At 48.0% G+C, this 12226-nt stretch carries 17 protein-coding genes; 15 read left to right on the top strand and 2 right to left on the bottom strand.

The annotated features are described in order from the left end of the window. Positions 1–315 precede the first annotated feature (315 nt). From AC1S52_RS22230 to AC1S52_RS22175, 12 genes are all read left to right on the top strand, one after another. The gene (locus AC1S52_RS22230) at positions 316–675 is read left to right on the top strand and encodes a hypothetical protein (protein ID WP_482031229.1); all 360 of its coding nucleotides are present in this window, start codon (positions 316–318) and stop codon (positions 673–675) included. Positions 676–720: 45 nt separating this feature from the next. Further along, complete coding sequence (locus tag AC1S52_RS22225; protein WP_482031228.1) at positions 721–1674, top strand: hypothetical protein; 954 nt, start codon at positions 721–723, stop codon at positions 1672–1674. Positions 1675–1738: 64 nt separating this feature from the next. Continuing rightward, complete coding sequence (locus tag AC1S52_RS22220) at positions 1739–2065, top strand: hypothetical protein (protein WP_482031227.1); 327 nt, start codon at positions 1739–1741, stop codon at positions 2063–2065. Positions 2066–2181: 116 nt separating this feature from the next. Continuing rightward, positions 2182–5007: a type I restriction endonuclease subunit R gene (locus AC1S52_RS22215; protein ID WP_482031226.1), complete on the top strand. Its 2826-nt coding sequence runs from the start codon at positions 2182–2184 to the stop codon at positions 5005–5007. Positions 5008–5082: 75 nt separating this feature from the next. Beyond that, on the top strand, positions 5083–5307 hold the full coding sequence (locus AC1S52_RS22210) for a ribbon-helix-helix domain-containing protein (RefSeq protein ID WP_482031225.1): 225 nt from the start codon (positions 5083–5085) through the stop codon (positions 5305–5307). After that, positions 5294–5632 (top strand): type II toxin-antitoxin system PemK/MazF family toxin, encoded by a 339-nt coding sequence (locus tag AC1S52_RS22205; protein ID WP_482031224.1) that lies wholly within the window; start codon positions 5294–5296, stop codon positions 5630–5632. Before AC1S52_RS22210 ends, AC1S52_RS22205 begins: the two co-directional genes overlap by 14 nt. A gap of 33 nt (positions 5633–5665) precedes the next feature. Further along, positions 5666–7372 (top strand): type I restriction-modification system subunit M, encoded by a 1707-nt coding sequence (locus AC1S52_RS22200; RefSeq protein ID WP_482031223.1) that lies wholly within the window; start codon positions 5666–5668, stop codon positions 7370–7372. A 3-nt stretch (positions 7373–7375) separates the two neighbouring features. Continuing rightward, on the top strand, positions 7376–7930 hold the full coding sequence (locus tag AC1S52_RS22195) for a Uma2 family endonuclease (protein WP_482031222.1): 555 nt from the start codon (positions 7376–7378) through the stop codon (positions 7928–7930). Positions 7931–7938: 8 nt separating this feature from the next. After that, positions 7939–8145 (top strand): toxin-antitoxin system, antitoxin component, Xre family protein, encoded by a 207-nt coding sequence (locus tag AC1S52_RS22190; RefSeq protein ID WP_482031221.1) that lies wholly within the window; start codon positions 7939–7941, stop codon positions 8143–8145. A gap of 15 nt (positions 8146–8160) precedes the next feature. Further along, complete coding sequence (locus tag AC1S52_RS22185; protein ID WP_482031220.1) at positions 8161–8361, top strand: type II toxin-antitoxin system HicA family toxin; 201 nt, start codon at positions 8161–8163, stop codon at positions 8359–8361. Continuing rightward, on the top strand, positions 8358–8567 hold the full coding sequence (locus AC1S52_RS22180) for a type II toxin-antitoxin system HicB family antitoxin (RefSeq protein WP_482031219.1): 210 nt from the start codon (positions 8358–8360) through the stop codon (positions 8565–8567). The genes AC1S52_RS22185 and AC1S52_RS22180 overlap by 4 nt, the downstream gene beginning before the upstream one ends. A gap of 161 nt (positions 8568–8728) precedes the next feature. Next, complete coding sequence (locus tag AC1S52_RS22175; RefSeq protein WP_482031218.1) at positions 8729–9913, top strand: restriction endonuclease subunit S; 1185 nt, start codon at positions 8729–8731, stop codon at positions 9911–9913. A 6-nt stretch (positions 9914–9919) separates the two neighbouring features. Here the strand turns inward: AC1S52_RS22175 and AC1S52_RS22170 are convergent, their stop codons facing one another. Beyond that, the gene (locus AC1S52_RS22170; protein ID WP_482031217.1) at positions 9920–10369 is read right to left on the bottom strand and encodes a hypothetical protein; all 450 of its coding nucleotides are present in this window, start codon (positions 10367–10369) and stop codon (positions 9920–9922) included. Next, positions 10353–10712 (bottom strand): Panacea domain-containing protein, encoded by a 360-nt coding sequence (locus tag AC1S52_RS22165; protein WP_482031216.1) that lies wholly within the window; start codon positions 10710–10712, stop codon positions 10353–10355. Before AC1S52_RS22165 ends, AC1S52_RS22170 begins: the two co-directional genes overlap by 17 nt. Before the next feature lie 372 nt (positions 10713–11084). Here AC1S52_RS22165 and AC1S52_RS22160 point away from each other — a divergent pair, with 372 nt between their 5' ends. Genes AC1S52_RS22160 through AC1S52_RS22150 form a run of 3 tightly spaced genes read left to right on the top strand, consistent with a single transcriptional unit; the run spans position 11085 to position 12067 of the window. Beyond that, positions 11085–11432 (top strand): STAS-like domain-containing protein, encoded by a 348-nt coding sequence (locus tag AC1S52_RS22160; protein WP_482031215.1) that lies wholly within the window; start codon positions 11085–11087, stop codon positions 11430–11432. A 3-nt stretch (positions 11433–11435) separates the two neighbouring features. Next, positions 11436–11897, top strand: coding sequence for a hypothetical protein (locus AC1S52_RS22155; RefSeq protein WP_482031214.1), 462 nt, complete (start codon positions 11436–11438; stop codon positions 11895–11897). Then, positions 11897–12067, top strand: coding sequence for a hypothetical protein (locus AC1S52_RS22150; RefSeq protein WP_482031213.1), 171 nt, complete (start codon positions 11897–11899; stop codon positions 12065–12067). The genes AC1S52_RS22155 and AC1S52_RS22150 overlap by 1 nt, the downstream gene beginning before the upstream one ends. Positions 12068–12226: the final 159 nt, after the last annotated feature.

Below are 12226 nucleotides of genomic sequence, written 5' to 3'. Positions count from 1 at the left end.
CGCTAGACCATTACTTTGAATAATTTTTCAAAATTTTAAGGACAACTCAAAAACGAACTATTCACCTGTCACCAACTCAGAGTAGTCGAGCAGACAGTTAGAGCCAGTTTTTCTTGAATATTGACTATTGAAGAAGTACCTTCAAGGGTACCGTCAAACTCTGGTTGAGTGTTGCAAAGTAGACATTAGCTGTTGTTTAACAAACACTGAACCAGTTAACTCACCAATGGCGTAAGCTAAGCTCTCAATGCTTTTATCTATTGCCTATTTGCTTTCAAAAAGACCTTATATAATCCATCGAGAAAGGATATAACAATGAAAAAACAATCTGCTTTATTAGCTGAAACAAAACTGACACTTGAGAAAGAACTTGCTCAGATCGTTATCGAGAATACTGCTGAGGGAGGGAGCCTACAAAAGCTCTCAGAGATTGTAGCAGAACTCAATTTAGGGTTTGAGACTGGCAGGATTAGTTCTGTTGGGCGTAATTCTTCAGGTAGCAACAGTGTTAGCTTTACCAGGGGAAATTCTACCTTCATCTCAAACTGGCCTCAGTGGGCATTTGAGCAGGCAAGATCAGCTCTACTATACGGCAAAGAAGTAACTGTTATTTTTGATGGTATCCCACTTGGAAATAATCTGCTATCCGTGTTAGTTCTGGAGGATTCTGTTTAGGGTTGAATAGGCTATTGTTGAGAGGTATTTGGCTCAAAGTGAGAAATGGTTGCTAATCCTGAAGTATGCCGGATGAATGGGTCAAAATCGAGAGGAGCCATCACTCAACGGGGAAAGGCGATCGCCGCTCGTAATGCAACCAAGCATGGGTTACTGGCTCAACAGACTCCCCTTTTAGTAACTGAAGACCTGGCAACTTTCGAGGGCTTGGTTCAGGGTTTGATTGACTACTATCAACCAGAAAACCCAGTTGAGCATTTTCTGATTCAACAGGTTGCGATGGGAATGCTCAAACAGCATCGGCTCTGGTCAGTCGAGGCAGCGATCGCCAATATTGAAATTTTGAAAGCTCAGCAGTCCTGTAAGTTTCCTGATGTTGTGATTCCATCCAAGTTTGCCAGTGAGCCAGATTTTCTCGATCAACGGATTCCCCTTCAGCAGTCGCTAACGGAAGAACAGGCGGTTTTAGAGCGGTTGATTCGACTGTTTAATGAGGATGTAGCGTTACTGAAGACGAACCCTGATTTACAAGACTGGCTCGATGGAGTGAGGGATTCCTCTGGAGGCGCTTATTTTTCGCGTAATCGCTCAGCAGCCGTTCATCAAGCTCAAGATAGCTTTGATACATGGCTTGACCCCTGGACGTATGAGCGGGAGGACGAAGCAAACCCTGAGCCACTGCCAACCGCAAAGGAAGTTGTTACCCGGTTTAGAAAACTCCAGAAGCTTGCGAGGGAACGAATTCAGGAAATTAAGCAGCTTTTAGCAGAAAATAAGGCAATTCAAACGAGCATCACCCAAGCCAGAATTGCCAGTCAGGGGATGCACCAACAAGATCTAGTGAATCGCTATCAACGGAACATTAACCGGGAACTGTATGAGGCGTTGGATCGGTTGGAAGAAATCCAGCAACGGAGGAATGAGGGTTCTATGGGTTCGTTTGGTCAAAATCCTGATCTCAGCCCTGCACCAGGAGCCGATTCCTTTGCCTGTCAGTGAATTCTCTGTTCTAATTCGTGTGCAAAAGGATATAATAAGTGAATAATGCACACGAATTAGAACGATGGACAAGTACCTTGAACTGCTGGAAAACCTGAAAGCCCTGGAAGCTGAAAGAGCCAGGATCAGCCGTGAGGGGGATGTGTTGTTTGACTGCTGGCTTGCAGCATCTAAACCGAGGGGGACTGCCAAAACCACTAATGCTCATTGGCAGTTGAGGAGCCGGAAAGCTCAGTTTAATGGGAAGAAGTCGAAATATATCAAGGCTGCTGAGGTGGGGCAGTATGAGGCGGCGATCGCTCGTGGAAAGCAACTCAAGCAACTGGATCGGCAAATTGATGCGCTACGCCAACGGGTTGGCAAGATTGAAGGTGCGATCGCTGCAATTTGAATTAAAGGTCTATTTTGATTTTTCTGCGGAAATTTAGAGACATCAACGAAGAAATTGAATAAAACTATAGAAGGTGCTCTTGGCAATTCATAAAAACTCGGTTAAGCCTTCAAAAAATGAGCCACTCCCTTAATGAAGCCGGGACTCGGAAGGAATTGATTGACCCGAAGCTTGAGGCTGCGGGGTGGGATTTGAGTCCTACTAAAGGGGAGGTCAGGTTCGAGATCCCTGTAAAAGGGTATGATGCAGAACCTTGGAAAGGGGTGACAGACTATTGCCTCTATCGTTCAAATGGGGAAGTGATTGCGGTCGTAGAGGCAAAGAAACAAAGCCTCGATCCACGAGTTGCAGAACAGCAAGTGCGACATTATGTGACAGAGATAGCCAAGCATCAAACCTTTCAGCCATTTGCCTTTCTGACTAATGGCAGAGAAACCTATTTCTGGGATGTCGATCGCGCAACTAAGCGTCAGGTGGCAGGCTTCTTCTCGCTCTTGGATCTGGAAAACCTGCTTTATCTGAGCCAAAACAAGATTGTGCTGCAAACGCTTGGGGTCAACATCGCGATCGCTGGACGAGCGTATCAGCAGGAAGCGATCCGGCGAGTTTGTGAGCGGTTTGATGAAGGGTTTCGTCGGGCGTTGCTGGTGATGGCAACGGGCACTGGGAAGACTCGCACCACGATGGCACTAATTGACCTGTTTCTAAGAGCAAATCAGGCAAGACGGGTATTGTTTGTCGCAGATCGAGATACGTTGGTCAAACAAGCTCTGGATGATGGGTTCAAAACATTTCTACCGAACGAACCCCGACATCGGATTCGTAGTTTTGATACTAATACAACCCAGCGGCTGTATGTGGCAACGCTGCAAACCCTGTCCGTCTGTTGCAAGCAGTACACTCCTGGCTTCTTTGACCTGATTGTGTTTGATGAAGCCCATCGATCGATCTTTAACCTGTTCCGCGAAGTGGTGGAATACTTCGATGCCCGAATTATTGGACTGACGGCAACACCTGCTGGGTTTATCGATCGCAACACGTTTCAGGTGTTTCATTGCTTCGACGATCCGCCCAAGCCCACGTTTCTTTATGACTACAAGGATGCGGTGGCGGAAGGTCATTTGGTGGACTATGACGTTTATCAAGCACGCACTCGCTTTCAGCGGGACGGCATTCGAGGGGCAAATCTAAGTGAGGAGGATCGCAACGAACTGATTGAGGATGGCGTTGACCCCGATAAGATTGATTACGAGGGTACAGAGTTAGAGAGAACAGTCAGCAATCGGGATACCCTGCGGCGGCAATGGGAAGAGCTTATGGAAGTCTGCTATAAAGACCAATCTGGGTTACTGCCAGGGAAGATGATTGTGTTTGCCCTCAGTCAAGACCACGCACTACGGTTGGCGAAGGCATTTGAGGAGATGTATCCTCAGTATCCCAATCTGGTGCAGGTGATCACGTCCAAAATGGAGCGAACGGATGACCTGATTGAAAACTTCAAGCAGCAGAATATGCCCCGCATTGCCATTTCGGTAGATCTGCTGGATACCGGGGTAGATGTGCCGGAAGTCGTGAATCTGGTGTTTATGAAGCCAGTGCAGTCTCAAATTAAGCTGCGGCAGATGATTGGACGGGGAACCCGCAATGATGAAACCTGTAAATTTCGCGATCGCCTACCGGGCGGCAAAAAGGACAAGTTTCTGATTATCGACTTCTGGCAAAACCAGTTTGACCGTGACCCTAGCGAGGAGGTGGTGAGCCAGGAGCTACCCGTGCTGGTGAAGATTTTTAATACCCGGTTGAAACTGCTGGAAGGGTATTTGAGCAATCAGCAGCCTGAAGAACGTCAGCGCGTGGTTGGGGATTTGCGATCGCAAATTGCCCAAATCCCCACAGAGACCTTCAGCGTTCAGAAGGTGTTTGCTGACATTAAGCAAGCCTGGACAGATAGTTTCTGGCTCTACCTGAACCAAACCAAGATCAACTTCCTGCGATCGAAGGTGGGTCCGTTGCTCCGATTTGTGGCGGGGACGGATGTGCCAGCGGCGACGTTCACCAACAAAGTGGAGCGGTTGAAGTATGAGATTTTGACCAATGCTGTGAAGGCTGCCACGTTGGAGTCGATCGCAGAAGATGTCAGCCGTCTACCTCCTAACCTCATTGAGAGCAATCCTAGACAGCAGGCTGCTTTTGAATTTTGCCTCTCTGGTCGATTGCGAAACGCCACACCGACCGAACTCAATCAGGTAATTGAAGCTCTGGCAGGTCAAATGAGGAACCGCCATGATAAGCCTAATGATTTCTTAGAAATTGACCTGAAAGACCGAATTGCCAATAGCGGCTACATTACGCTGGGAGACGGAGGTGAGCAGGTCTATGTGCAGGAGTATCGGGAACGGGTGGAGCGGAAGGTGCTGGAAATTGTGGAGAATCACCCTGCGATCGCGGCACTCCGTAACGGAGAGGCCCCAACAGACCTGCAACTGGTTGCCCTGGAACGGACTCTGCGGCAGGAGTTGGGCACGAAGCTCTTCAACGAGGTGGTTTCAGCCGAATCGTCGAGGGTGGCTGAAGTGGCTGGAACCTATCGGGCAACAACCGTCTCAACTGATGTGGTATCTAACATCCGCAAAGCGTTTAATGTCAAAACTGGCAGTTTATTGGGTTTTCTCCGAGAACAGCTAGAGATGGAGGAGCTACCGGATTATGAGACGGTGGTGCAGCGGAATTTTGAGCAACATATTGCCCAGCAACCCTACAATGCCGATCAGATGCGTTTTCTGCGGGCAGTTCAGACTGTTTTCCTACAAAAACGTCGGATTGAACTGGCTGACCTGTATGATGAACCGCTCGATCGTTTTGGAGAGGATGCTGTAGAAAGGTGGTTTACAGAGGAACAGGTTCACGAGCTACTGACGTTGACTCAACAGTTGGCAGCATAGAGCCAAGAAGTAGCGATTTACCTACCATTTACGCTACTCTTGGTAGGAAGATGGTGAATTACCAACGGTGCGACTATGCAGGCTGAAAAACTATCGGTTTCTCTACCAGTTCCTTTGGTGCATTTCATCGAAAGCTACAAAATAACCCATCAATGCCGATCTCGGTCTCAAGTGATTGAACGGGCATTAGAGTTGCTGCGAATGCAAGAGTTAGAAGCGGCGTATCGACAGGCGGCTGGGGAAGTCGATCCAGTCTGGGAAAATGCGATCGCGGATGGGTTGGGCGATGAAACGTGGTGAGATTTACTATGCTGACCTCAATCCCACAGTCGGATCTGAAACAGCAAAACGCCGTCCGGTTCTGCTGGTGAGTAATAATGCCAACAATCGCGCTGGCAGTACCGTGACCATTTTGCCGATCACCTCTAATGTGAGTCGGGTTTACCCGTTTGAGGTGCTGATTCAACCGCAGGATAGTGGATTACCCAAACCTTCAAAGGTACAGGCACAGCAAATCCGAACCATTTCTATCCAACGCCTGGAAGCAACGGTGGCAGGTTGTTTGAGTGAAGAAATAATGGCATTGGTTAATGCGGCGCTAAAACTTCATCTGGCACTCGATTAAAGTGTGGAAGTGATGGAATGAAGAGAGTCTAGAATGCTGACCGATTCAGAACTGAGATCGAAAGTTGACCAAATATGGGACCGATTGTGGTCATCAGGGTTGTCGAACCCGATGGATTCGATCGAGCAGTTCTCCTATCTTCTCTTCCTGAAGCGGTTGGATGACACGGAGGCTAAGCGGGAAAAGCAAGCACTGCGGCGGCAGCAGGAATTTAAGCCCCAAATTCCAACGGAACTGCGGTGGTCGGAGTGGGTGCATAAACCAGCAGGGGATGCCCTGAAGCATGTGAAGGAGAAGGTGTTTCCCTGGTTGCGAGAGGTGGGGGAAGCGGGTAGCTCGTTCCGGCAGTATATGGAAGGGGCGGAGTTCAAGGTAAGTAAGCCCGCGACGTTGATTGAGGTCTGCAATCTGATCGATCAGATGAAGATCTCGGAGCAGAACCAGGATGTGCAGGGCGATCTGTATGAGTACCTGCTGAGTAAGCTGAGTGCGGCAGGACGGAATGGGCAGTTTCGCACACCCCGCCATATTATTCGCATGATGGTGGAGATGGTAGCTCCTCAGCCCAAAGACCGGATTGGCGATTTGGCAGCGGGCACCTGTGGCTTCCTGGTAAACGCCTATGAATACATTCTGGAGCAGCACACCAGCCCGGAAATTCTCCAAGACGAGAAGGGGCAGAAACATCTGGTGGGCGATCGCCTCTCGCCTGAGCAAAGCAAGCATCTGCAAACGGAGGCGTTGACTGCCTACGACAATGACTCTGGGATGACGATGCTACGGATTGGGTCAATGAACCTGATGCTGCACGGCATTCAGCACCCGCGTTTTTTCTACAAGGATACGCTCTCGAAGGCGTTCAACGATGAGAAGTCGCTGGATGTGGTGCTGATGAATCCACCGTTCAAGGGGAAGATGGATGAGTCAGACATCAACCCGTCTCTGCCTACGAAGGTCAAGAAAACGGAACTGCTGTTTCTGCACCTGATCCTGCGGGTGCTGGATATGGGCGGACGCTGTGCGGTGATTGTGCCGGATGGGGTGCTGTTTGGCTCCAGTAAGGCACACGTTGAGATTCGCAAACGGCTCATTGAAGAGAATCGCCTGGATGGGGTGGTGTCGATGCCCAGTGGGGTGTTTAAGCCCTATGCGGGAGTCTCGACGGCAGTGCTGCTGTTTACTCGCGGGGGAACGACCGATCGCATCTGGTTCTACGACATGGATCACGATGGCTTTTCGCTGGATGACAAGCGGCAGCCCACACCAGAGCAAAATGACATTCCCGATCTTTTGCGGTGCTGGCAGCATCGGTTTGATACAGAGTTCACCGCAAAACGCACCACCCGGTTAGGCGCATTGAAACAGCAAATTGCCCCAATGAAAGCAGAACGGTTGTTACTCCAGAAGGAGATTAACCGCCTGATGTTTGAGGCAGCGATCGCGCCTGAAGGCGATGAAGCCAAGCAGCAGGCATCGGAAGCTGACCAGCAAAAGCTGACCGTACTGCATGAGCAGATGGCACCGTTGCAAGCGGAGATCAACCAGCTCAATCGCCAGTTTTGGGTAACGAAGGAGCATGTGAAAACGAACAAGTATGACCTGTCTGCCAGTCGCTATCGCCAGATCGAGCAGGATGAGATGTATTACGAATCGCCCAGAGTAACGACGGAACGCTTGCTGAAGCTGGAGCATGTGATGGCGGCAGAAGTGGCAAAATTAGAGAAACTACTGGAGGGATAGGCAATGGTTGCAACCGTAAAGAGCCTGACGCTGGAGGAGTTTTTGCAGCTTCCAGAAACGAAACCCGCATCCGAGTTTATTGGTGGACAAGTGAGCCAAAAGCCCATGCCTCAGGGAGAACATAGTACGCTTCAGAGTGAATTGTGCGATCGCATCAACCAGGTCACAAAAGCCCCAAAGATTGCCTATGCCTTTCCAGAACTGCGCTGTACGTTTGGCGGAGCTTCCGTTGTGCCCGATGTGGCAGTGTTCCGGTGGGACAGAATTCCCCGACAAGCTTCAGGACGAGTTGCGAATCAGTTTGACAGCCATCCCGATTGGGCGATTGAGATCCTTTCCCCCAACCAGAGCCAAACCAAAGTTTTAGGCAATTTGCTCCACTGTTCTCAGCACGGCACAGAACTCGGTTGGTTGCTAGACCCAGCAGAAGAAAGCATTTTGATCGTTTTTAGCGATCAGAAGGTGCAGTTGTTGAGTGGCGATCGCCCGCTTCCCAGCCTCAATGGCATTCCGTTATCGCTAACAGTGGCAGAGGTGTTTCGCTGGCTGAGTTTGTAAGAAGGTGAATGATGTCAACAAATCTACAGCAACAGGCATTACTCGAAAAAATTCTCAAACTGACTCCTGATAAGGTGACAGAGGTTGAGAACTTTGTAGACTTTCTGCTGGAGCGAACCCGTGATAAACAACTAGTGACAGCAGCTACAAAGTTGTCGGAAACCGCATTCAACAAAGTTTGGGATAATCCCGATGATGCCGATTACGACGAGTGATCACTGTGAGCCAGAATGAAAGTACGGGATGTGATTAAGCAGTTAGAGGCAGATGGTTGGTATCTTGCAAGAACAAAGGGGAGTCATCGGCAGTTTAAGCATACTGAGAAAGCTGGCACGGTAACGGTTTCGGGAAAGCTCAGTGTTGATGTTCCCATCGGGACACTGAAGAGTATTTGGCGACAGGCTCAACTGGATCAAGGAGAAACCTTATGAAATATGCTGTGGTGATTGAAAAGGGTTCTAAAAGTTACGGAGCTTATGTTCCTGATTTGCCGGGATGTGTGGCAGTAGGGGAGACATTGGAAGAGGTGAGGACACTGATCCAAGAAGCGATCGCATTCCATCTAGAAGGTTTGCAGGAAGATGGTGAATCAATTCCTGAACCTGTTTCGATTTGTGAGTACGTTGAAGCCTGTTGATGATAGAGCGATCGTCCCTTCCCATCCTCAATGGCATCCCGTTATCGCTGACGGTAGAGCAGGTGTTTGGCTGGCTAAGTTTGTAAGGAGGTTCGAGGTGTTAATGAGGCAGCAACAGTAGAAATTTATAAGTTAGCAGAATTATTCAGATTATTTTTTATATGCAGACTCAGGAAAAACTTCCAAAAGGCTGGCAATGGGTTCGTTGTCAGGACGTAATCGATGTAAGAGACGGAACTCATGACACTCCGAAATATATTCCTCAGGGTGTTCCACTAGTCACTTCTAAGAATCTCAAACAAGGAATTATAGATTTTAGTGACGTGTTTTATATCTCTCAGCAGGACCATGAAGAAATTCAGAAACGTTCAAGAGTGGATAAGGGTGACATTATCATGGCAATGATTGGGACTATAGGTAATCCTGTCATTGTCAATAAAAAGCGCGAGTTTTCTATCAAGAACGTTGCTCTTTTCAAATTTGGTAATAGTCAAGTCTTTAATCAATATTTCTACTATCTTCTTCACTCATCTCTGCTAGTGAAACAGCTATCTAGAGAATCGTTGGGTGTCACACAGAAATTCGTATCCTTACAAGTTCTTAGAGATTTACAAATTCCTCTACCACCACCGGAGGAACAGAAGCGAATTGCATCGATCGCCCAGAAATGCGATCGCCTCCGCCGCACCCGCCGCTACACCCAACAGTTGAGCGATAGTTACCTGCGATCGGTCTTCCTAGAAATGTTTGGCGATCCTGTGGTTAATCCAATGGGTTGGGATAAAGAGCAACTAGGAGATTTATGCCGGATTAGACGTGGTGCTTCTCCACGACCAATTGATGATTATTTAGGTGGCACGGTTCCTTGGATAAAAATTGGCGATGGAGCAAAGGGAGATAGTTTGTATTTGTCCTCCACAAAAGATTTTGTTACTGAGCAAGGTGCAAACAAAAGTGTATATCTAGAGCCAGGTTCGCTTATATTCGCAAATTGTGGAGTGAGTTTAGGCTTTGCAAGGATTTTGACGATCTCTGGATGCATCCATGACGGTTGGCTTGCTTTCGATCAACTAAGTAAAAATCTGAATCAAATTTTTCTGTTGCGAACTCTAAATCAACTTACTCTCCACTTTAGAAGTCTTGCACCTGATGGAACACAGCCAAATCTCAACACGGGAATCATGGGGAGTTTTCCAATGATTCTGCCACCTCTCCCTCTTCAAGAAAAATTTGCTCAAATTGTCCAACGGTTTGAACGGCTTCGGATGCAGCAACGTGAGGGCGATCGGCAGGCAGAGCATTTATTTCAAACCGTCCTGCACCGCGCCTTCCGGGGTGAGCTTTAAGCAGGTTCAATTACCAGTTGGATTGCCTGAGTAAAGTTGGTGTTCTGCATCTAACCACACCACGAAGAAAATATTCTCGATGAAAAAGCCATGCACTCTGCCATGCTCATTAGAGGTTAGAGAAAACTGGTAGGGCGTGTCTACCAACTGCTCTTCACCGGGAATCCCAAAGCAAGCTTCACTCACACCCTTACTGTTCCAATCAATGGGATGACATCGCAAGGTTTTATTATTACCCTGCCGCAGTTCTACCGCCGTAAGTCCTGACAAGTCCCGCAAGCGGGTAATCAAGGTGATCCAATAGCTGCCTTCTCTTTCAGTACAGGAAAACTTTTCATGGGTGTCATTGAAATACTTAAACGAAAAGCTGATGCCTTGAGGGGGCTTCAGCTTTGTTGATTGAATACCGGATGAGCTATCTTTCGGAACATCGGTCTTCCTAATCTTCTTCGACACGCGCCGCGTAATACTCCTTCATCCATTCCTTCAAAATGACCTGATTAGAGGGTGCGTCAGGTGGCAAATCGCCCCTTGCACGATTCCAGGGATCTTCAAGATGAGTCATTTGCTCTAACTCATAGGCATCGCAAGCAAAATACTCTTCGGCAACCTCACTCAGAAAATTCCGAATTTCATCGGGTAGTTGCGGGTCAGCATCCTCATCAATTGGTCGCCAACCAAACTTCTTGTAGTGATGGTACAAATCAGGAACTACAGGACCATGAATCCATGCCTCAAAGTCCTCATTAAACAGCGGCTGTTCAAAAAGCGCTAAGTGCCATGCCTGAGCATAGTACACAAGCTTTTGGAGTTTCAGATTGCTAATGAAAGACCCACTTTCATTAGCCAGCGAGATAAAATAACTTGCTACCTCAAAACAGGTCAACAATACAACCACCCCCTAAAGCTTGCCAGAGTTATACACCTATAATTCAGGTTAGGCGCTTTTAATCCCGAACGCAATTGAGGATTGCCGCATTTATAATTAGTTTATGTGTACTATTTTATGCCCGTAGTCTACGTACTGCATATCTGGTGCTATCGAAATTGAATGCAGCACGTTTAAATCAATATGTAGGGCTGTACTTAAATTAGCTATATAAAATCAGCCTAGTCAACGCTTTACATTGGGTAACTTGAGGCAAGCTTTTCGAGATGAAGGAAATCCAATATGACTTATAGAGTTCAGGATATCACTGGAGAATTTGCAACCGATTCTGAAAGTGGGCAGCAAATCTATGACTGCATTCACTCTGCACTTCTGGCTGGTCATTCTGTAGAGCTAGACTTCAACGGAGTCACCGTCTTTGCCTCTGCCTTTTTCAACTTCGCGATCGGGCAACTCCTGAAAGACCTTTCCTCCGACAAGCTCAACGAACTTCTCAAGATCACCAACCTGTCTGCCAACGGGCACAGCCTTTTGAAGCGCGTCATTGAGAACGCCAAGCACTACTATTCTGATGCTCAATATCAGAATGCAGTCGATACCGTCTTAGAACAGTACGCTGCCAGCTTCTAAACCATGCCCATTAATCTCACCATCCAGGCGGAAGTCATCGACATTCGCCACGATACCCCACGCCAGGATGATATTTTTCTGGTCGATACCAATGTTTGGCTCTGGCAGACCTACACCAACGCGATCGCTTCATCTCGCAATGCTCCTAACAAAATTCGAGCCTACACCCCCTACCTGAGGCAGGCGCGACGGAACGGGGCAACTTTGGTCTACTCTGGCTTAATCCTGGCAGAGCTTTCCCACGTCATCGAGAAAACAGAGCGTGAGATCTATAATCAACGAACAAGAAGTTCTCTAGACGCTAAAGAATATCGACACAACAACCCAGTGGAACGGGCAAACGTCGTTGCAGAGGTTGAATCAGCTTGGCAGCAGGTTGAGGGATTGGCTCTACCAATTGATTTGATAGTCAACGAAGAAATTACCAATGCCTCTCTAGCCCGTTTCCAAGACCCAGGCTCTTGATGTACGATCTTCTGATCCTCGAAGCCATCAGTCGAGCAGAGGCAGGGCAAGTAAAGGTGATCACTGATGACATGGATTATGCCGTCATTCCTGACATCCAGCTCTTCACCAACAATGGCTTAGTGCTTCAGCAAGCCGCCACACAAGGGAAGCTAATCGCTACACGGTGAAAGGACTTGGAGAAAGTTAGGACGATTGCGAAATTTAGCCCCAACCCTCTGCTTCAAGAAATTGATGAGAACTTCACAGCAATCAAGATCCAGGTCACAACACTCCGGATTTGGGCAGCTTAGGCTTGAAGGGTTGAGCGGGTTAGTTTTGCGGTTGAG

This window comes from Kovacikia sp. CALU 1929, assembly GCF_056784235.1.
This window is presented reverse-complemented; position numbering and strand designations above follow the sequence as displayed.

Coding starts and splice junctions, on each gene's coding strand:
- AC1S52_RS22155 (WP_482031214.1), top strand. CDS start 11,436: ATGCCCATTAATCTCACCATCCAGGCGGAAGTCATCGACATTCGCCAC.
- AC1S52_RS22195 (WP_482031222.1), top strand. CDS start 7,376: ATGGTTGCAACCGTAAAGAGCCTGACGCTGGAGGAGTTTTTGCAGCTT.
- AC1S52_RS22180 (WP_482031219.1), top strand. CDS start 8,358: ATGAAATATGCTGTGGTGATTGAAAAGGGTTCTAAAAGTTACGGAGCT.
- AC1S52_RS22215 (WP_482031226.1), top strand. CDS start 2,182: ATGAGCCACTCCCTTAATGAAGCCGGGACTCGGAAGGAATTGATTGAC.
- AC1S52_RS22205 (WP_482031224.1), top strand. CDS start 5,294: ATGAAACGTGGTGAGATTTACTATGCTGACCTCAATCCCACAGTCGGA.
- AC1S52_RS22185 (WP_482031220.1), top strand. CDS start 8,161: ATGAAAGTACGGGATGTGATTAAGCAGTTAGAGGCAGATGGTTGGTAT.
- AC1S52_RS22230 (WP_482031229.1), top strand. CDS start 316: ATGAAAAAACAATCTGCTTTATTAGCTGAAACAAAACTGACACTTGAG.
- AC1S52_RS22160 (WP_482031215.1), top strand. CDS start 11,085: ATGACTTATAGAGTTCAGGATATCACTGGAGAATTTGCAACCGATTCT.
- AC1S52_RS22210 (WP_482031225.1), top strand. CDS start 5,083: ATGCAGGCTGAAAAACTATCGGTTTCTCTACCAGTTCCTTTGGTGCAT.
- AC1S52_RS22175 (WP_482031218.1), top strand. CDS start 8,729: ATGCAGACTCAGGAAAAACTTCCAAAAGGCTGGCAATGGGTTCGTTGT.
- AC1S52_RS22225 (WP_482031228.1), top strand. CDS start 721: ATGGTTGCTAATCCTGAAGTATGCCGGATGAATGGGTCAAAATCGAGA.
- AC1S52_RS22150 (WP_482031213.1), top strand. CDS start 11,897: ATGTACGATCTTCTGATCCTCGAAGCCATCAGTCGAGCAGAGGCAGGG.
- AC1S52_RS22220 (WP_482031227.1), top strand. CDS start 1,739: ATGGACAAGTACCTTGAACTGCTGGAAAACCTGAAAGCCCTGGAAGCT.
- AC1S52_RS22190 (WP_482031221.1), top strand. CDS start 7,939: ATGATGTCAACAAATCTACAGCAACAGGCATTACTCGAAAAAATTCTC.
- AC1S52_RS22200 (WP_482031223.1), top strand. CDS start 5,666: ATGCTGACCGATTCAGAACTGAGATCGAAAGTTGACCAAATATGGGAC.